Source organism: Microcella sp. (assembly GCF_030645145.1).
GTDB lineage: Bacteria > Actinomycetota > Actinomycetes > Actinomycetales > Microbacteriaceae > Microcella.
Genome location: NZ_JAUSMI010000096.1, coordinates 1 through 19,054, shown reverse-complemented (window position 1 = coordinate 19,054; position 19,054 = coordinate 1). Strand labels below are relative to the sequence as shown.

18 protein-coding genes, 2 tRNA genes, 1 pseudogene and 1 riboswitch are annotated in these 19,054 nt (G+C 72.3%); of the genes and pseudogenes, 17 read left to right on the top strand and 4 right to left on the bottom strand.

What is annotated here, in order from left to right:
• The 7 genes and pseudogenes from Q7T15_RS06770 to Q7T15_RS06740 all read left to right on the top strand — a co-directional run.
• Nucleotides 1–579 (top strand): annotated as a pseudogene (locus Q7T15_RS06770) (DNA primase); the annotation flags it as partial.
• A 157-nt stretch (nt 580–736) separates the two neighbouring features.
• Complete coding sequence (locus Q7T15_RS06765; RefSeq protein WP_304694583.1) at nt 737–1,570, top strand: ATP-binding cassette domain-containing protein; 834 nt, start codon at nt 737–739, stop codon at nt 1,568–1,570.
• Between the two features lie 45 nt (nt 1,571–1,615).
• Nucleotides 1,616–2,722 carry an NAD(P)-dependent oxidoreductase gene (locus Q7T15_RS06760; RefSeq protein WP_304694581.1) on the top strand — a complete coding sequence of 369 codons (1,107 nt, stop codon included), beginning with the start codon at nt 1,616–1,618 and terminating at the stop codon, nt 2,720–2,722.
• Between the two features lie 76 nt (nt 2,723–2,798).
• Nucleotides 2,799–2,874 (top strand) — tRNA-Asn (locus Q7T15_RS06755).
• A 117-nt stretch (nt 2,875–2,991) separates the two neighbouring features.
• Nucleotides 2,992–3,921 carry a sensor histidine kinase gene (locus tag Q7T15_RS06750; RefSeq protein WP_304694579.1) on the top strand — a complete coding sequence of 310 codons (930 nt, stop codon included), beginning with the start codon at nt 2,992–2,994 and terminating at the stop codon, nt 3,919–3,921.
• A gap of 35 nt (nt 3,922–3,956) precedes the next feature.
• Nucleotides 3,957–4,703, top strand: a complete 747-nt coding sequence (locus Q7T15_RS06745; protein ID WP_304694577.1) for an AzlC family ABC transporter permease — start codon at nt 3,957–3,959, stop codon at nt 4,701–4,703.
• Complete coding sequence (locus Q7T15_RS06740; protein ID WP_304694575.1) at nt 4,700–5,014, top strand: AzlD domain-containing protein; 315 nt, start codon at nt 4,700–4,702, stop codon at nt 5,012–5,014. The genes Q7T15_RS06745 and Q7T15_RS06740 overlap by 4 nt, the downstream gene beginning before the upstream one ends.
• A gap of 18 nt (nt 5,015–5,032) precedes the next feature.
• Here the strand turns inward: Q7T15_RS06740 and def are convergent, their stop codons facing one another.
• Nucleotides 5,033–5,599 (bottom strand): peptide deformylase, encoded by a 567-nt coding sequence (def, locus tag Q7T15_RS06735; RefSeq protein ID WP_304694573.1) that lies wholly within the window; start codon nt 5,597–5,599, stop codon nt 5,033–5,035.
• A 40-nt stretch (nt 5,600–5,639) separates the two neighbouring features.
• On the opposite strand from def, the gene Q7T15_RS06730 reads away from it, so the two are divergent.
• The 3 genes from Q7T15_RS06730 (at nt 5,640) to Q7T15_RS06720 (ending at nt 7,993) form a co-directional block, all read left to right on the top strand.
• A complete protein-coding gene (locus tag Q7T15_RS06730; protein WP_304694571.1) occupies nt 5,640–6,560 on the top strand; it encodes a DMT family transporter in 921 nt (306 codons plus the stop codon).
• 84 nt (nt 6,561–6,644) lie between these two features.
• Nucleotides 6,645–7,892, top strand: a complete 1,248-nt coding sequence (locus Q7T15_RS06725; RefSeq protein WP_304694568.1) for a glycosyltransferase — start codon at nt 6,645–6,647, stop codon at nt 7,890–7,892.
• A 27-nt stretch (nt 7,893–7,919) separates the two neighbouring features.
• Nucleotides 7,920–7,993 (top strand) — tRNA-Ile (locus Q7T15_RS06720).
• A 10-nt stretch (nt 7,994–8,003) separates the two neighbouring features.
• Here Q7T15_RS06720 and Q7T15_RS06715 read toward each other — a convergent pair.
• The 3 genes from Q7T15_RS06715 to Q7T15_RS06705 form a co-directional block, all read right to left on the bottom strand.
• Nucleotides 8,004–9,014: a cyclic nucleotide-binding domain-containing protein gene (locus Q7T15_RS06715; protein ID WP_304694566.1), complete on the bottom strand. Its 1,011-nt coding sequence runs from the start codon at nt 9,012–9,014 to the stop codon at nt 8,004–8,006.
• A complete protein-coding gene (locus Q7T15_RS06710) occupies nt 9,011–10,366 on the bottom strand; it encodes an adenylate/guanylate cyclase domain-containing protein (RefSeq protein ID WP_304694563.1) in 1,356 nt (451 codons plus the stop codon). The genes Q7T15_RS06715 and Q7T15_RS06710 overlap by 4 nt, the downstream gene beginning before the upstream one ends.
• A gap of 69 nt (nt 10,367–10,435) precedes the next feature.
• Complete coding sequence (locus Q7T15_RS06705; protein ID WP_304694561.1) at nt 10,436–10,759, bottom strand: multidrug efflux SMR transporter; 324 nt, start codon at nt 10,757–10,759, stop codon at nt 10,436–10,438.
• Nucleotides 10,760–10,768: 9 nt separating this feature from the next.
• Nucleotides 10,769–10,834, bottom strand: a riboswitch (guanidine-III (ykkC-III) riboswitch).
• A gap of 82 nt (nt 10,835–10,916) precedes the next feature.
• Here Q7T15_RS06705 and Q7T15_RS06700 point away from each other — a divergent pair.
• The 7 genes from Q7T15_RS06700 to Q7T15_RS06670 form a co-directional block, all read left to right on the top strand.
• Complete coding sequence (locus tag Q7T15_RS06700; protein WP_304694559.1) at nt 10,917–11,654, top strand: hypothetical protein; 738 nt, start codon at nt 10,917–10,919, stop codon at nt 11,652–11,654.
• A gap of 63 nt (nt 11,655–11,717) precedes the next feature.
• Nucleotides 11,718–13,307, top strand: coding sequence for a choice-of-anchor I family protein (locus Q7T15_RS06695; RefSeq protein WP_304694557.1), 1,590 nt, complete (start codon nt 11,718–11,720; stop codon nt 13,305–13,307).
• Nucleotides 13,308–13,422: 115 nt separating this feature from the next.
• Nucleotides 13,423–14,283: a DUF1684 domain-containing protein gene (locus Q7T15_RS06690; protein WP_304694555.1), complete on the top strand. Its 861-nt coding sequence runs from the start codon at nt 13,423–13,425 to the stop codon at nt 14,281–14,283.
• Nucleotides 14,284–14,527: 244 nt separating this feature from the next.
• Nucleotides 14,528–15,739 (top strand): GAF domain-containing protein, encoded by a 1,212-nt coding sequence (locus Q7T15_RS06685; RefSeq protein WP_304694553.1) that lies wholly within the window; start codon nt 14,528–14,530, stop codon nt 15,737–15,739.
• A gap of 119 nt (nt 15,740–15,858) precedes the next feature.
• Nucleotides 15,859–17,382 (top strand): aldehyde dehydrogenase family protein, encoded by a 1,524-nt coding sequence (locus Q7T15_RS06680; RefSeq protein ID WP_304694551.1) that lies wholly within the window; start codon nt 15,859–15,861, stop codon nt 17,380–17,382.
• Nucleotides 17,383–17,521: 139 nt separating this feature from the next.
• Nucleotides 17,522–17,929 carry a DUF779 domain-containing protein gene (locus tag Q7T15_RS06675; protein WP_304694549.1) on the top strand — a complete coding sequence of 136 codons (408 nt, stop codon included), beginning with the start codon at nt 17,522–17,524 and terminating at the stop codon, nt 17,927–17,929.
• Between the two features lie 50 nt (nt 17,930–17,979).
• A partial coding sequence (locus Q7T15_RS06670) for a DNA polymerase (RefSeq protein ID WP_304694547.1) occupies nt 17,980–19,054 on the top strand: 1,075 nt, incomplete at its 3' end.

The window sequence follows — 19,054 nt, the reverse complement described above, 5'->3', positions numbered from 1 at the left end:
GCCGGGGGCGGGGCGGCGCCGGAGGGCGGAGCCGCGGGGGAGCGGCGCGACTCGCGACCCGCCGATGACGCTCGGACGCCCGAGGAGGGCGCCTACAGCGTCCCGACCGTCAGCATGAGCGACCTGCCGAACGACCCGGTCACGCGCCTCGAGCGCGAGTTGCTCATGGCCGTGCTCCAGTACCCCGGTGAGATCGATCGCGAGATCGCGCAGCGCGCCCTCCACACGGTCTTCACCGTCCCCGCGCTGAGTACCGTGCGCGACGCTCTCGTCGGGGCCTTCGAACACTACGGCACGGAGCAGTGGGTCGCGCGCGCCGCCGAGGAGGCGCCGAGCGCGTTCGCCCCGCTCGTCATGCAGCTCGCGATCGCGCCCCTCCCGATCCGCGGCGATCACGTGCGCGAGTACTGCACGGGGGTCACGACCTCGCTCATCGAGCGCGATCTTCTGCGGCGGAAGACCGAGCTGCTCGGCGCGCTGCAGCGCACCGACGCGAGCGGCGACCCGGAGCGCTACCGCACGCTCCAGCGCCAGCTCGTCGACCTCGAGGCCGAGCGGCGGAGGATCCGCGGCGACTGATCGCCGCGCATCCGCACGGATCGACGCGCTCGTCGCAAGCCCCTATCGAGGAGACCCGCTCGGTCTAGAGTGGATGTCAGGTTCGTCGGAGTCGAGAACCTGCTCCGCCGGTGACCGACGGAGGCGCTGCGGCTCCGGCCGCCGGGAGGGGAGCCCCATGACGGCAGTCGACCACGTGCGGAGCACGATCGAGCTCGACGAGTCGACCGTGAGCGCGCGCGATCTCTCCGTCCGCTACCGCGGCGGCGAGGGGCACGCCGCCGTCCAGGCGCTCACCGGCATCTCGCTCGACATCGCGCCGGGGGAGACCCTCGCCGTCATCGGCGAGGCGGGAAGCGGCAAGAGCACTCTCGCGACGGTCATGGCGGGGCTCACGTCGCGCACCGTTCCGCGCGGGCCCGAGATCACCGGCGGGTCACTGAGCGTCCTCGGCATCGACGTGCGCCGCGTGCGCCGCCGGGAGGACGACGAGCTCGAGCTGCGCATCGGCTACGTCCCGCAGGACGCCTCGACCGTCCTCGACCCCCACCTCACGGCGGGCGAGAACGTCGCGCTGCCGCTCTTCCAGCGGAACCCGAAGCTCGCCAAGAAGGTCGCGGGCGGCATCGTCGCCGAGGCGATCGATGCGATGCACCTGACGCTCGCGACGATCCCGCTCTACCCGCACGAGCTGTCCCGCGGCCAGCGGCAGCGCCTCGCGCTCGCGCGCGCGCTCGTGCTCGAGCCCGACCTGCTCATCGCCGACGAGCCGACGGCAGGCGTGGATGCGACGATCCGCGCGAGCATCCTCGACCACCTCGCCGAGGTCCAGCGCCGCCGTCGATTCGCCGCGTTCATCGTCTCGAGCGAGGTCGGCGAGATCCGCCGCCTGTCGGATCGACTCGCCGTCCTCCACCGTGGGAGCATCGTGGGGATGGGTCGCATCGACGACGTGCTCGGCGACCCGACCCACCCCTACGTCGAGCAGCTCGCGGCTCTCGCGCGCGGATAGCCTCCGCGCCCGGCGCGCGCCGAGCATCACTGGAGGCCCCGCGCCATGACTGCGTCCCCGTCGAGCCCCGACCCCGACTCCCGCGACGGCAGCGGCACCGAGCCGACCGCGCCCGACGCCCGACCGCTCGTCCCCCTCGCCTCGGTCACCGTGCTCGGCTCGCGGCAGCACGAGGATCCGCTCGCGGGCCGCAGCGTGCCTCCGCCCGACGGTCGCCGCATCGAGCCGGGTCCGATCGCGGTGCTCCCGCGCCCCATGGCGCTCTTCGTCGACGCGGCGGTCGCCGGAGGCGCGGAGGTGGCCGAGCTCTCGGACGCCACGCGCGGCCTCATCTGGCTGAGCGAGCAGCGCGCCGACGAGCTCGCGGAGCTCCTGGACGCCCACCCGGGCATCCAGTGGGTGCAGCTCCCGTGGGCCGGGGTCGACGGATTCGCGAGCGTCCTGCCGCGCTACGCCGACGGCAGCGGTCCGCTCTTCACGAGCGCGAAGGGCGCGTACTCGGAGCCGGTCGCGGAGCACGCCGTCGCCCTCCTGCACGCCGTTCTCCGCGAGCTCGCGCCGAAGGCGCGCGCCGCGCGGTGGGCGCCCGTCCGCACGGGGCTCTCCCTCTACGGCCGGCACGTCGTCATCGTCGGCGCGGGCGGCATCGCGGCCGAGATCATACGCCTGCTCGCCCCGTGGCGCGTGCGCATCACGGTCGTGCGTCGCTCGGCGGGCGAGGTCGCGGGCGCTGACCGCACGGCGCTCGTCGACGAGCTCCCTGCGATCCTCCCGGAGGCCGACGCGCTCATCCTCGCCGCCGCATCGACGGAGCGCACCCGCCACCTCATCGGCGCCGCTGAGCTCGACCTCCTGCCGGACCACGCCGCGCTCGTCAACATCGCGCGCGGCGCCCTCATCGACACCGACGCGCTCGTGGAGGCGCTGCGGGAGAAGCGGATCCTCGGCGCCGGGCTCGACGTGACCGAGCCGGAGCCCCTCGGTGACGATCACGCGCTGTGGAGCGAGCCGCGCTGCATCATCACCTCGCACTCGGCCGATACCCCCGAGATGACCGCGCCGCTGCTCGCCGGCCGCATCACCGAGAACGTCCGCGGGTTCCTCGGCGACGGCCGCTTCGTCGGCATCGTCGACCCCGCCGCGGGGTACTGACCGGCCTCCACGAAGGCCGTCGGGTGCGAGCGGCCCTCCGGAGTTCTGGTAACGTGTTCCTCGCTGTTCGCAGCGATCCTCGATAGCTCAATTGGCAGAGCAGCCGGCTGTTAACCGGCAGGTTCTTGGTTCGAGTCCAAGTCGGGGAGCCACCTCCTCCCTCCTCCGTCGCGATCGCGACGGGCGCACGGATCGTCGTCCGCAGCACCGTCCGCGGCGGCGGGATCGTCGCCGCGGACGGCGGCGGAACGGCACGAGAGGATGACGGCGTGATCACCTGGCTCACGGCCAACGCGGCCGACATCGTGCTCGTCGCGGTGTCGATCGGCGTCGCTCTCCTCGTCGTCGCGGTCGTCCTCCTCGTCGCGTGGCTCCGCGCCAGCCAGCGCGTCTCCGGGCTCGGCGCCGACCGGGCGGGCGCCGATCGTGCACGGCTCGACGCCGAGATGGCTCTCGCCGAGCAGACCAACCGACTCCGCATCATCCGCGAGCTCCACGAGGTCGCCGCCCACTCGCTCTCGGTCGTCATCAGCCAGGCCGACGGAGCGCGCTACGCCGCCCAGCGCGATCCCTCGGCCGCGGGCCGCAGCGCCGCCGTGATCGCCGAGACGACGCGCTCGACGCTCGCCGACCTGCGCCGCGTCATGAGCCTTGTGGGGGAGGGCGAGTCCTCGGGAGCCCAGGGCGCTCGACTCGACGCCGCCCACGAGCTCGTCGACGTCCTGCGCGAGCAGGGCCTCGACGTCGTCGTCGAGGAGTTCGGAGCGGCATTCCCCCTCAAGCCCGGCGCCGAGATCGCGATCTACCGCATCCTGCAGGAGGCGCTCGCGAACGCGCTCGCCTACGGCGGCCCCGGCACCGAGGCGCGCGTGACCCTCACGTGGTCCGACCAGGGCCTGCAGCTGCGCGTCGAGGACGACGGGATCCGCGCTCAGCACCGCCGCGCCGCGGAGAGCGCCGGGACGGCGGGCTCGGACGCCGAGGCCCGCGGCCCGGCGACCTCGATCGACGACGATCTCGCCGCCCTCACGCGCACGGTCGACGGCCGCGGCATCGCGGAGATGCGCGCCCGGGCCGAGCTCTACGGCGGCATCCTGACCGCCACGACGCAGCCGGGGGTGGGCTTCACGCTCGCCGTCGTGTTCCCCGCGCTGCGCCACCACAACGGCGTGCACGGAGTGGATCTGCGGCGCTCGTGAGCGGGGCATCCGAGCGCACGGTGTCGGAGCGCGCAGTGTCAGAGCGAGCGGAGGCCTGGCGGGCCTCGTGGGCCGTGGGACTCGCGGTCGCCGCGTACGGCATCTCGTTCGGTGCGCTCGCAGTCGCCTCGGGCCTCGACGTCTGGCAGGCCTGCGTCCTGAGCGCGGTCATGTTCTCGGGTGGATCGCAGTTCGCGCTCATCGGGGTTCTCGCCGCGGGCGGGGCGGCGTCGGGACCCGCCGCGATCGCCGGTGCGACGCTGCTCGGCCTCCGCAACGGGCTCTACGCCGTCCGCGTCTCGCCCATCGTCGGGCCCGGCTGGGCGAAGCGACTGCTCGCCGGCCACCTCACGATCGACGAGTCGACGGCCGTCGCGACCGCGCAGCCGACGCTCGAGAGCCAGCGCATCGGGTTCTGGGCGACGGGCACGATCATCTGGGTCGGCTGGAACCTCATGACGCTCGCCGGCGCGCTCCTCGGCGACCTCCTCGGCGACGTGAGCGCCTACGGGCTGGATGCGGCCGCCGCGGCGGCCTTCCTCGGCCTCGTGTGGCCCCGTCTGCGAGCCCTGCAGCCCGTCGCCGTCGCGGTCGGAGCGGCCGTCGTCACGACCCTGACCATCCCCGTCCTGCCGCCCGGCCTGCCGGTGCTCGTCGCGGCTCTCGTGGCGCTCGTGGTCGGGATCCCGGATCTCCTCGGACGCCCCGGCGGCCCCGAGCCGCGGCTCGTGCACCACGACGATGTGCCGCCCGCGCCCGACTCGGGGGAGTCGGAGCGATGACCGTCTGGCAGATCATCATCGTCGCGTCGATCGCCGTCCTCGCGATCAAGCTCGTCGGCTACCTCGTGCCCGAGCGGGTCCTGCAGACCCCGACGGCGGCGCGCACCGCGAACCTCATGACGGTCGCGCTGCTCTCGGGGCTCATCGTCGTGCAGACGATCGGCTCGGGGCAGGGCATCCTGATCGATGCCCGCCTGCCAGCGATCGTCGCTGCGGCGGGGCTCTTCGCTCTGCGGGTGCCGTTCATCCTCGTGATCGTGGCGGCCGCGGGAGTCGCCGCGGCGCTGCGCGCACTCGGGTGGGCGGCGTAGCTCGCCTCTCGAACGGGACTAGTCCTCGAGGTGGTCGCGGCCCGGCAGCCACGACTGGCCGGGGGAGCCCCAGGAGTTCCGCTTGACGGCCTTCTGAGCCGCCCTGCCGTGCGGGTGCGCGAGGCGGTCGACGTAGAGCACGCCGTCGAGATGGTCGTACTCGTGCTGGAAGATGCGGGCGAGCCAGCCGCGCGCGTCGATCTCGAAGGGCTCGCCATCGAGGTCGGTCGCGCGCAGCAGCGCTCGCTCGGCACGACGGAGCGGGAACCGCTCGCCGGGTACGGAGAGGCAGCCCTCCGACTCGTCGTCCTCGTCGAGCTCGTCGAGCTCGAGCGGGCTCACGAGGAGCTCGGGATTCACGGCGACGCCGCGCCAGTGCACGTCGTGCTCGTCCGTCCAGTCGTACACGAAGACCCTCAGGCCGACGCCGACCTGGGGCGCGGCGAGACCGACGCCCGGGGCGGCCTCCATCGTGTCGAACATGTCGGCCACGAGGGTGAGGAGGGCCTCGTCGACGGACTCGACGGGCACCGCCCGACGATGGAGCACCGGCTCGCCGGTGATGCGGATCGGGAGCACGGCCATTCGTCCAGGATATCGGCGCGCTCGTCGGTACAGTGTCCGGGTGCTACCCCCCGAGCTGAGCGAGTTGACGGACGAGCTCATCCGCAGTCCGTTCATCGCGATCGGGATCCCGCTCGCCCTCGTGGGCGCCGTCTTCCTCTCCCTCGGCGCGCAGTTCCAGCACCGGGGGGTCTCGACCGTCGAGGCGAGCCACGGCGACGGGTCGAAGGCGGGCCTGAGCCCGCGGCAGCTCGTGCACCTCCTGCGCCGCCCGTCCTGGCTGCTCGGCACCGTCATGCTCGGCCTCGCGATCGTGTTCCAGCTCACGAGCCTCGGCTTCGCGCCGCTCATCGTCGTGCAGCCCATCGGCGTCGTCGCCCTCGTGATCACGGCGATCCTCAACGCGCGGCTGTCGAGCATCCGCCTCGATCGCCACGCGATCGGCGCGATCGCGATGAGCGTCGGGGGCGTCGGAGTCTTCGTCGTGGTCGCGGCGACCTTCGCCGTCGAGCAGCGCATCGACGAGCAGCAGCTGCTCACCGTTCTCGGGATCCTGGGGGTCGTGACCGCGGCGTTCGGCGTCCTCTTCGCCGTGCGGCGGAAGAGCGCCGGGGCGATGTTCTACATCGTCGGCGCCGGTGTGCTCTACGGCTTCGTCGCGACGCTCGCGAAGGTCGTCATCAACCGCATCGTCAACGGCAACTTCGAGTGGCTCACGGTGCTCGCGATCGTCGCCCTCCTGGCGAGCGCCGCGCTCGGCGGCTACTTCGTCCAGACGGCGTACTCGGTCGGCTCGCCCGACCTCGTGATCGCCGGCCTCACGGTCGTCGACCCACTCATCGCGGTCCTGATCGGCGTCATCGTCCTGGGCGAGGCGACGCTCATCCCGCTGCCCGCCGCGATCGTGTCGGTCATCGCCGGTGGGGTCGCGATCGTGGGCGTCATCCGGCTCGCCAAGCACCATCCCCAGACCCATCGCTGAGGTACCGTAGACTCCGCTGGTCTTCCTCCCCCCGACCGCGGCGCTGAGCGCGCCTGCCCCCGAGACGCAAGGATCATCCAGATCGTGCCTGACGCACCGCATCCGCACGAGGCGAGCTCGACGCCCCTTCGCATCCTGATCGGCGCCGACACCTTCGCCCCCGACGTCAACGGCGCCGCCAAGTTCGCCGAGCGGCTCGCCGCCGGTCTCGTCGAGCGGGGGCACGAGGTCCACGTCGTGGCCCCACGACCGGAGGACGGCCCCAACGTCACGCGCGTCGAGCAGCACGAGGGCCAGTCGATGACCGTGCACCGCCTCCGGTCGTGGCGCTGGAACCCGCACCCGTGGCTGCGCTACGCGCTCCCGTGGCGCATCGAGCAGAACGCCGCCCGGATCCTCGACGAGGTAAAGCCGGATGTCGTCCACTTCCAGTCGCACATCGTCGTCGGTCGCGGTCTCGCCCGCCAGGCCGCCGCACGCGGCATCCGCATCGTCGGCACCAATCACTTCATGCCTGACAACGCGATGCAGTTCACGCCGTTCTTCGGCTCGCTCAAGGACTCGGCCATCCGCGGCATGTGGAAAGCCGCCGGTCGCACCTTCGGCCTCGCCGAATCCGTCACGACGCCGACGCGCAAGGCCGCCGACTACCTCGAGAAGTACGCCGACCTCGAGGGCGTGCACGCGATCTCGTGCGGTCTCCACATCGACCACTACACGCCGAACTTCGCCCCGCGCACCGAGAACGTGGCGCTCTTCCTCGGTCGCGTCGAGGCCGAGAAGCACATCGACGAGCTCCTGCGCGCGGTCGCGCTCCTCGACCCGGCGCTCGACGTGAAGGTCGAGATCATCGGGGACGGCGAGCAGAAGTCCGCGCTCGAGCGCCTCGCCGTCGAGCTCGGCCTCGCCGACCGCGTGCACTTCGCCGGCTATGCGCCCGAGGAGTACCTGAAGGAGCAGCTCACCCGGGCATCCGTCTTCGCGATGCCGAGCCGCGCCGAGCTGCAGTCGATCGCGACGATGGAGGCGATGGCCTCCGGGCTTCCCGTCGTCGGAGCGAACGCGATGGCGCTGCCGCACCTCATCCACGACGGCGAGAACGGGTACCTCTTCGAGCCCGGCGACATCCAGGGCTTCGCCGACCGGCTCGAGCGCATTTTCACGATGCCGCACGACGAGCTGCTCGAGCTCAAGCGCGAGAGCCTGCGCATCGTCTCCGGCCACGACATCACTCGCACGCTCGAGACCTTCGAGGCGCTGTACCGCGGCGAGGAGGTCGACGACCCGATCGTCGACGGCGTGGGCTCAACGACCCCGCAGACCGATCGCTAGCATGGAACCGGGCCGTGATCGGCCCGCGGGGCGGTAGCTCAGCTGGTCAGAGCAGCGGACTCATAATCCGTCGGTCACGGGTTCAAGTCCCGTCCGCCCTACTGATCCGACTCAGTCCTCTTCGCGGCGGTGCTCTCGCGCGACCTCGGCCAAGCGCGCTCGGTCGAGGTCTGCGGCCGACGCGACGGCGAGTCGCACGGGGGTGAGGGCGGTCATGGTCGCCGTCCGACGGCCCCCTTCGAGGACGGCCCGTTCGCCGACGATCGCGCCGGGCCCGACCTGCCCGACGACCCGACCGTCGACCTCGACGGCGCAGACCCCGTCCAGCACGAGGTACACATCCTCTCCCGCGTTGCCCTGGCGGGCGATCTCGGACCCGGCGGCGAGCCGCTCGACCCTCGGGCGTCGGCCCGCCTGCATGATCTGAGCGGACAGCGCGCGCTCGGCGGCGGACTCGACGGCGGCGACCAGCACGGGGGAGTCCTGCTCGCCCCACGGGGATCGCGGGCCGAACGAGTCGGACAGCCAGCGCTTCATGTCGGTCAGTCCGCTCTTCCCGAGCAGCCGGCCGTCGGTCCCGAAGAGCCAGTGCCGAGGGAACGGACTGGCTCCCGAGAGCTCGACCTCGCCGCGCCCGTCCGAGTGGAGCGTGAGAGCGAGGGTCGTCCACACGATGGGCGCCTGCCAGCGCACCAGGGGCGTGTACGGGACGGTTCGAGGCAAGGGCACCCCGGTGCGGCCCCCGACCGTCTGCACCAGCCGGACCGAGTCGGTGCCGACGTCCGGGCTCGGCCGCAGCGTCGGCAGGGCGACCCCGGCGAAGGTCGCGCCGACCGAGGCGATACGGACTGTCGTCGAGCCCATGACGACTCCCGACTCGTCGTCGTACCCCCACGCAGTCGGAACGCCGTCGTCGGAGAACTCGGCCCATCCCGCCAGCACGTTGGCGAACCGGAACCGGTCATCGTCTCGGAGGCGCCTCACTTCGTCCGGTCCGGAGAGAACGTCGGACGGCGGCGGGTCGTAATGCGCGAGCCCCATCTGGAACCCGGACTCGAGGAGGCCCTGCGCGGACTCGGACGGGATCCACGACAGCGTCGTGGCGGTGTGCGCGACCCTCACGCGTCACCTCGCGCGTCGACGAGTCGCGTGAGTCGACAGAGCCCCGGGACTCCGGACAGCGTCGCCTCTCCGAGCTCCTCGAACTCCGCCCGCGCGCCGGCGACCAGGTCCGCGACGGTGCCCGTCGCACGGATCTCGCCCGGTCCGGCGCTCGCGGCCACGCGCGCGGCGACGTGCACCCCGAGGCCGCGGACTCCCGCTCCGAGGTGGACGACCTCGGCGCTGTGCAGACCGGCACGGATGGTCAGGCCGCCTGCGGCGAGCCGCTCCCGCGCCTCGCGCGCGCACGCGAGGGCGCGGCTCGGGAGCGCGAAGACGGCGAGGAACCCGTCGCCGGCCGTGTCGATCTCGCTGCCGCCGTGACGCGCGAGGGCCGCTCGCACCTCGCGGTGATGGAAGTCGAGCAGCTCGTTCCACCGATGGTCCCCGAGCTCCGCCGCCAGCGCGGTGGAGCCCACGACGTCGGTGACGAGCATGGTGAGCACGGCCCGGCCGGCGTCGGCACCCGTGCGGGTGCCGGTGAGGAACTCCTCGACCTCGTCGAGGAGAGCGTCGGTGTCGCCGAAGAACGCGGCGAGATCCGCGCCGGGCAGCTCCACGAGGCGACCGTCGGGAAGGTCGTGGGCGAGGCGCCGAACGGCGGCCGAGGGCACGAGCATGTTCTCCGACCGGTGCAGCACGAGCGTCGGGGCCGTCACGGCGGGCAGGAGGGCGCGGACGTCGAGATCGAGCAGGGTGCGGAGCATCCCCGCCGCCATGTTCGGCGTCGCCGACATGCGCTCCCAGCGTCGCCACCAGGCGGCGACGCGCGGGTCATGGGCGACGCTGGGTGCGATGGCCGGCAGCAGCGCGCCGGTGCCCCAGGAGCCCTGCTCCACGGCAGCGGCGAGGTTCTCGATGACGGCGGGGTCCAGTCCCTCCGGGTGGTCGTCGCGGGCGACCGTCGTGGCCAGCGCTTCGCCGAGCACGAGCGCCTCGACGCGCTCGGGGTGGCGAGCGGCCAGCGCGATCGCTCCCGCGGCCTTGTCGACCCAGCCGAGGATGACGGCGCGCTCGCTGCCGACGGCGTCGAGCACCGCGACCAGGTCTTCCGCGAGGTCGTCGATCGTGGCAGGCCGGGCGGGGCGGTCGGAGAGACCGGTGCCGCGGGCGTCGTGGAGGATCAGACGTCCGCACGACTGGAGGCGGCGCAGGAAATGCACGGTCTCCGGCAGCTCCCACAGGAGCTCGAGGTGCGACACCCAGCCGATGCCGACGACGATATCCCGCTCACCCTGCCCGACGACCTGGTAGGCGATGTCGACGTCCCCCGACCGGACGAACCGGGTCTCGGAGGTGACGACGCTCGTCATGGCGTCAGCCTGCCACACGACCCTTGCCCGCGTACAGGCTCCGGCTCCACCCGGAGACCCCGGCGCTCGTCAGTGCGCGTCGCTCACGAGCTTGAGCCCGATGACGCACGCGACTATGCCGAGCACGAGGAGCAGCTTGACGACCGAGAGGGCTTCGGCCCCGGTCAGCATCGCCCACAGCACGGTCAGGCTCGCGCCGATGCCGACCCACACGGCGTAGGCGGTGCCGGTCGGGATGTCGCGCATGGCCCACGCGAGGCCCGCCATGCTCGCCGCGAGCGCCACGACGAACACGATCGACGGCCCGAGTCGCGTGAAGCCCTTCGACGCGCCGAGGGCGGTCGCCCAGACGGCTTCGAGCACTCCGGAAACGATGAGCACGATCCACGACATGACGGTCCTCCTGGCCAGTCTTGTCGCGTTCCGGGTACTGATCCGTCGTCCGGGAGCGCGATCGCCGCGCCCGCCCCGATTGTGCCGGGCCGAGGTGTGCACAACCTGGGCAACGGGGCCCCGGTCGACCGGCGTCGCCCTCGCTAGCATCGATCTCATGACGGTCGATGGGGCGCGGATGCCGCGGCGCGCGCTCCTCGACGCCGTGGCCGCCGCGCTGCACCTCGCCGCCGGGCTCGTGCTGCTCGCCGGGGCCGGCCGGCTCACCGTCGAGCTGCCGGTCCGACTCTCGGCGCCCGGCGTCCCGGCCGAGCCCTTCGCGTCCGTCGATCTCGCGGCGGCCGCCGCCGTGGTGGTGCTCGTGAGCGCCGTCGCGCGGCTCACGGCGAGCATCCCGCCCCTGCGCGATCGCGTCGATGAGCAGCTCGCGCGCGGTCGGGCCGGCTGGCGCTGGCTCGAGCTGTCGCAGACCGCGAGCATCACGGTCGTCCTCGTCGCGCTCCTCAACGGGGTGAGCGAGGCCGGCGTGCTCGTCGCGATCTACGCCCTCGCGGCCGGGGCGGTGCTGCTGCTGTGGATCCAGGATCGGCAGACGAAGCCGGGCCCGCGCGGCCTCGCGGCGTTCAGCGCGGGAGCGGCGATCGGCATCGTCCCGTGGGGCGTCGTCGCGCTGTACCAGGTGACGCGACTGCTCGTCGGCGAGCCCGTGAGCGATGTCGTGAGCGCGGGCACGGTGGCCCTTCTGGTGCTCGCCGCGGCGTCGTGGTTCTCGGTGTGGTGGCACCGCGAGTGCCGTCGGTCAGCGCACGCGACGGCGGACGCCGAGAGGGCCGCGACGCTCATCGGGCTCGCGCACACGGCGGCGCTGCTCGCCGTGGTTCTCCTGCTCGGCTGAGCGTTCATCGGCGGGACGATCAGCGTTCGCCGTGCGTTCACGCGCGCTCGCTTCGCTTCGATCATGACCCGACCCTGCCTCCTCGCCGCCCTCGTGCTCGCCCCCGCCTTCGCCGCGACGGTCGCCGTCCCGGCCATCGCATCGACCCCCGATGCCCCCGCCGCGAGCGCTGACGGCTTCTCCGCAACCGTCCTCGGCCGCTACGCCAACGACGGTTCCGAGGTCGTCGCCGTGGCGGGCGACCGCATGTACGTCATCGACGCGGATGCCCGGCTCGACATCGTCGACATCAGCGACCCGAGCCAGCCGATGCGCGAGCGTTCGGTCGACCTCTCGACGTTCGGGCCGAGCATCAACTCGGTCGCCGCGACGGATGGCCGCGCCGCCGTCGTGCTGCCCGCTGCGCACAAGACAGACCCCGGCACGCTCCTGCTGCTGAACCCCGCGGGCAAGGTTCTCCGAGAGGTGCAGGTCGGGGCGAATCCCGACATGGTGACCTTCGACGAGGCCGGCCGCCGCATCCTCGTCGCGAACGAGGGCGAGCCCGTCTCGTACGCTCCCCAGGACGACGCCGAGGGCTCAGTGAGCGTCGTCGACGTGCGACGGATGCTCGCCCGCGACCCCGGCGCGGCGGCGACGATCGACTTCCGCGCGTTCGACGAGGGCGGCGCCCGGCACGACGAGCTCCCCGCCGAGGTGCGCGTGTTCGGCCCCGGTGCGAGCGTGAGCGAGGACCTCGAGCCCGAGTACATCACCGTCGAGGGCGACCGCGCGTGGGTGAGCCTGCAGGAGAACAACGCGATCGCCGAGCTCGACCTCGCCTCGCTCGAGGTCGCCGCGATCCGCGCGCTCGCGCCCGTCGATCACTCCGCCGACGACGCGGGCTTCGACGCGAGCGACCGCGACGGTGCGATCGACATTCGGCCGCGTCCCGTGTTCGGGCTCCCGATGCCCGATGCGATCGCCTCGTTCGTCGTCGGCGGCGAGACGTACCTCGTCTCGGCCAACGAGGGCGACTCGCGCGAGGACTGGCCGGGCTACGCGGAGGAGATCCGCGTGGGCGCGGGCGGCTACGTGCTCGACCCGACCGCGTTCCCCGATGCGGCGACGCTCAAGACGAACGCCGAGCTGGGTCGTCTGACCGTCACTCGCGCGAGCGGCGACGACGACGGCGACGGCGACTACGACCGCATCGTCGCCTTCGGCACCCGCTCGGCGAGCATCTGGAACGCGTCGACGAGCGAGCGCGTCGCCGACACGGGCGACCTCTTCGAGCGCACGATCGCGGAGCTCAGCCCGGCCGACTTCAACACGAACAACGACGAGAACGCCTTCGACAGCCGCAGCGACAACAAGGGCCCCGAGCCGGAGGCCGTCGCCGTCGGCACGCTCGGCGACCGCACTCTCGCGTTCGTCGGGCTCGAGCGGCAGGGGGGCGTCATGGTGCTCGATGTCAGCGTCCCCGCGGCGCCCGTCCTGGTGACGTATCTGCAGACGCGGGACTACGCCGCCGACCCGGAGTCTGGGGAGACCGACTCGGGCGTGGAGGTGCTGCGGTTCGTCGCCGCCTCCGACTCGCCGACGGGGGAGCCGCTCCTGATCTCCGCGAACGAGGTCTCGAGCACCGTGGTGATCTGGCAGCTCGCCGGCTGATCACTCGCACAGGCCCGACGACCGACCGGGCTGGAACGTCGTCGACGATCGGCGCGCCGGGAACACCGGCGCGCCGATTGGCGTTGGCCCGAGCATCCCCGTCAGGATGGAGCCCATGTCGCACGACACCGCACCCGCCCCGAACGCCGCCTCCGCAGCCCCGGCCGCGCCCGCCACGCCGGAGGAGCGCTACCGCGTCTTCCGCGAGCGTCGCGACCTCGCGGCCGTGCAGCCGCAGGGCCCGCTCGCGCTCGTCAACACGCAGTGGGTCGACGCCGAGCAGACGATCTGGGGCGTGCCGGGCCGCTGGGCCCCGGCCCCCGAGGGCGGGCTGCTCGTGACCGCGGAGGCCTCGGACGGCATCGTCGTCGACGGCGAGCCGGTCGAGGGCACCGTGCGGGTGCGCGGCAAGGACGACCCGCAGCCGTCGAGCATCGTGTTCGACGACCGCACGACGGGGTTCGTCATCGCCGGGGAGAACGGCGCGTACGCGCTGCGCGTGTGGGATTCGCGCAGCGAGGCGATCGAGACCTTCGGCCGCATCGACGCCTTCCCGTACGACCCCGCGTGGGTCGTGACGGGTACCTTCCGCGAGATCGAGGGCGGCACGACCGTCGGCTTCGAGCACCTCAAGGACGACGGTGCGACGCGCGACGAGGTCATCCCCGGCGAGATCCGCTTCACGCACGACGGGGTCGAGTACGACATCGCGGCCTTCAAGTCGGGGCGCGCCCTGCAGCTCGTTTTCAGCGACGCGACCGCGGGCGACAGCACGTACTCGGTCGGGCGCTTCCTCTTCCTCGCGCCGAACCCCGACGGGTCGATCACGCTCGACTTCAATACGGCGATCCTGCCGCCGTGCGCCTTCAGCTACAACTTCAACTGCCCGCTGCCGCCGAAGCAGAACCGCTTCCCCTTCCCGATCGAGGCGGGCGAGAAGAACGTGCTCGCGAAGGACGGCTCGCTCCTCCACTGACGGTCCGAGCGCGTCGGCAAGCCGACGAGCCGACCGCGCCGAAGAGAGGGCAGCGGAATCCCGGCATTGCCGGGTTATCCTGACGGCGCGCACCCGACGCTGGCTGCGCCTTCGGAGGTGGTGCATGTCGAGCCCGTGGCTCTCCGCACCCGTGCCCGATCGACCCACCGCCTGGCGTGATCTACTCGACGCGGCGCACGACGGGTCGGACGACCCGGATCGCCCCACAGGGATCCGCTCTCTCGTGGAGGAGTCCTGGCGTCGTGCCCGCGCTCGCGCAGTCGACCCCGACTCCCTCCCTGGCGCGATCGACCTCGGAGAGTCCGAGCTGCGCGACTACCGCGCCGCCCACCCCCTGGCGAGCACGCTCCCGGTCATCCACCGCCTGCTCATCCGCCACACCTTCGACGCGCGGCTCATCATCGCAGTGGGGGACCAGTTCGGTCGTCTTCTCTGGATCGACGGCGATCGCGAGCTGCGCCGCCAGGCGGAAGGCATGGCCTTCATCGAAGGGGCCAACTGGTCGGAGGACGTCGCGGGCACCTCCGCACCCGGCACAGCGCTCGCTCTCGACCACGGAATCCAGATCCGCGGCGCCGAGCACTACAACCGCATCGTGCACCCGTGGAGCTGCACGGCCGTCCCCGTCCATGACCCGGCGAGCGGTCGCATCATCGGCGTCATCGACATCACGGGCGGCGACGCCGCGGTCGAGCCGGCGACCCTGCCGCTCCTGCAGGCGACGGTTGCGGCCGTCGAGGCCGAACTCCATGTCCAGAGGCTGGATGCACTCGCCGGCGCATCCCGTCGCTCCGAGTCGTCCAGCGCACGCTCCGCTCCTCCTTCCGCAGTCGCCCGTGATCCGCAGCTGCACGTCCTCGGGCGCGAGACCGGACTCCTCGAGGTCGACGGCCGCGAGCTCGAGCTCAGTGCGCGCCACGCTGAGCTGCTCGCGCTCATCGCGTGGCATCCCGCCGGCGTGCGGGCGGAGGCGCTCGCGGCCGCGGTCTACGGGCGCGACGACGCGGTGATGACGCTCCGGGCCGAGATGGTCCGCTTGCGGCGGGCGCTCGAGCGGGCCGGCTTCGCCGGGCTCGTGCCGCTCAGCCGGCCATACCGGTTGCCGGTGCGCCTCGACCTGGACGCACACCGGGTGCTCGCCTTCCTCGATCGCGGGGCCCATCGCGTCGCCCTCGGGCACTACGCGGGCGAGGTCCTGCCCGGCTCGCGGGCGCCGGGAATCGAGTCGATGCGGGCGGAGGTCGCCTCGCGCCTCCGCGAGAGCATGCTCGCCGATGCGACCGCGGACACGCTGCTCGACTACGCCCGCACCGACGTCGCCGCTCTCGACCTCGAGGTGTGGACGACGGCGCTGAAGCTGCTGCCCGCCGCGAGCCCGCGCCGAACGGCCGTCGTCACCCGCATCGAGGCGATCGAGCGCGAGCTCGGGCACTGAGCCCGCAGCTCGCAACTCCGCGCAACGGGCGGCAATGAGCCGCAACCTTGGCGCGCCTAGCGTGACGGCAACGCGCACCTCCTGCGCGAGCATCCTGACAATGACGTCGAAGGAGAGTCATGACCGTCTACGCCGCACCGGGTTCGCCCGACTGCAAGGTCGTCTTCAAGCCCCGCTACGAGCACTGGATCGGGGGTGAGTGGGTCGCGCCGGCGAAAGGCCAGTACTTCGAGGACATCTCGCCGGTGAACGGCAAGCCCTTCGCCGAAGTCGCCCGGGGTACCGCGGAGGACATCGAGGCCGCGCTCGACGCCGCCCACAAGGCGGCTCCTGCCTGGGGCCGCACGAGCACCACCGAGCGGGCCGCTGTGCTGAACCGCATCGCCGACGTCATCGACGCGAACCTCGAGCTGCTCGCCGTGGCGGAGACGTGGGACAACGGCAAAGCGATCCGCGAGCCGCTCAACGCCGACCTGCCGCTCGCGGCCGACCACTTCCGGTACTTCGCCTCCGCGATCCGCGCGCAGGACGGCGACTTCCAGGAGATGGACGGCACGATGACCGCCTACCAGTACCACGAGCCGCTCGGCGTGGTCGGGCAGATCATCCCGTGGAACTTCCCGATCCTCATGGCCGTGTGGAAGCTCGCGCCGGCCCTCGCAGCGGGCAACGCCGTCGTGCTCAAGCCGGCCGAGCAGACTCCGGTCTCCATCCTCGTGCTGATGGAGCTCATCGGCGACATCCTCCCGCCCGGAGTGGTCAACGTTGTCAACGGATTCGGCGTCGAGGCGGGCAAGCCGCTCGCGAGCAGCAATCGCATCCGCAAGATCGCATTCACGGGCGAGACGACCACGGGTCGGCTCATCCTGCAGTACTCGAGCGCCAACATCATTCCGGCGACCCTCGAGCTCGGCGGCAAGAGCCCGAACGTATTCTTCAGCGATGTCGCAGACCGGCAGGACTCCTTCTACGACAAGGCCCTCGAGGGCTTCGCGCTCTTCGCGTTCAACCAGGGTGAAGTCTGCACGTGCCCGAGCCGGGCGCTCATCGAGAAGTCGATCTACGACAGCTTCCTCGGCGATGCGGTCGAGCGCACCCGCGCCGCGGTGCAAGGCAACCCGCTCGACACCGACACGCAGGTCGGCGCACAGGCGTCCAACGATCAGCTCGAGAAGATCATGAGCTACATCGACATCGGGAAGCAGGAAGGAGCGCGGCTCCTCCTCGGGGGCGAGCGCGCCGATCTCGGCGGCGACCTCTCCGAGGGCTACTACGTGCAGCCCACCATCTTCGAGGGCCACAATCGAATGCGGCTGTTCCAGGAGGAGATCTTCGGCCCCGTCGTCGCCGTCACGAGCTTCGACGGCTACGACGACGCGATCTCGATCGCCAACGACACGCTGTACGGCCTCGGTGCCGGCGTCTGGTCGCGCAACGGGAACGTCGCCTACCGCGCGGGCCGCGACATCCAAGCTGGCCGCGTCTGGGTGAACAACTATCACGCATACCCGGCGGGGGCGGCGTTCGGCGGCTACAAGAGCTCGGGCATCGGTCGTGAGAACAACAAGCTGGCCCTGTCGCACTACCAGCAGACGAAGAACCTGCTCGTGTCGTACTCGGAGGAGCCGCTGGGCTTCTTCTAGACGGAGCCGCGCGGGGTGGCAGGCGAGCTCGCCGCCCCGCGCGATCGGCGGTCGGCCGCGGCGCCTGGGCCCGGCCGGCCGTCGTATGCTCGCCCCACTTCGCGGCCGTCGCCGCACCGCGCACGAGGAGGTGCCGAGAATGCTGGATTCCGCTGTCACGCTCGAGAACGAATCGCTCTCCCGGGTCGCGTTGAGCGACGAGGCCGTCGCGCTCCTGCGACGTCTGTGGGGGATGCACGGCCCCCTGATGTTCCACCAGTCGGGCGGGTGCTGCGACGGGTCGTCACCCATGTGCTTCCCTGCGGGCGACTTCCTGACCTCGGCTCAGGACGTGCTCCTCGGTCGCTTCGACATCGCACCCTCGGGCGAGCAGCCGCAAGAGATCGAGTTTTGGATGAGCTCCGAGCAGTTCGCGTACTGGAGCCACACCCACCTGACGGTTGACGTCGTGCCCGGCCGCGGCAGCGGCTTCAGCGTGGAGGCGCCGGAGGGGGTGCGGTTCCTCATCCGCTCGCGGCTCATGGACGAGGCTGCCCCGTTCGCCTGAGCTCACGACCTCAGGCGGGCACCGTCGGGGGTGGGCGGCAGACTGGGGGCGTGTTCATCGTCGTCGACCGCAGCCCTCGAGGGGGGATGCTGCTCACCGACGACGACGGAACGGTCGAGGTGCCCGCCGCCGAGCTCGCCGCGGCCATCGCCGCCCGCGAGCGCGAGCCCGGCGAGCCGCCCCGCTGGGTCTGGAGCGACACCGCGGCCCAGTACCCCGACCTGCTCGCCGCGGGCGTGCGCGTCGAGCGCTGCCACGACCTGCGCCTGGGGCGTCAGCTCCTGCGACGGGCACCCGCAGTGAACACCGACCTGCTGGCGGGCGACGAGTCGGCGGCCTGGGACCGGCTCGGGCCGAGCGTCGCGTCGGAGCCGGCACTCTTCTCCGTCGACGACACGGCCGAGCACCTGCGCGCCGACCGCGAGGACGACCGGCAGCTGGCAGCAGTCGCGGCGTCGCCGGACGCCGCACGCCTCGGCCTGCTCCTCGCCGCGGAGTCCGCGGGCGCTCTCGTCGCCGCCGAGATGACGCATGCGGGGGTGCCGTGGCGCGTCGACGTCCACCAGCGGCTGCTCACCGAGCAGCTCGGCCCACGACCGTCGCGCGGTGCCCGTCCGTCGCTGCTGGAGGCCCTGGCCGACGAGGTCCGCAGCGCCCTCGGAGCGCCCGGACTCAATCCCGACTCTCGCCCCGAGCTGCTGTCGGCGCTGCGCCGCGCCGGGGTCGAGGTCGCGGACACCCGCGCGTCGTCGCTGCGCGCCATCGAGCACCCGGGCGTCGTCCCGCTGCTGCGCTACAAGCAGCTCGCCCACCTGTTCTCGACGAACGGGTGGGCCTGGGCCGACCAGTGGGTCAGCGGTGGCCGGTTCCGGCCGTCCTACCAACCCGCCGGCTCAGTCACCGGGCGCTGGTCCTCCAACGGGGGCGGCGCGCTGTCGTTCCCGGTGCAGGTGCGCCCGGCGGCCGTGGCCGACGAGGGCTGGATGTTCGTGGTCGCGGACGTCGCGCAGCTCGAGCCGCGCGTCCTCGCCGGGATGAGTGGTGACGCTGCGCTCGCGCGGTCCCGCGATCCGCGCCGAGGCAGCCTCCACCGACCAGCACTCCGCCCTCGACGCGGCCATCGAC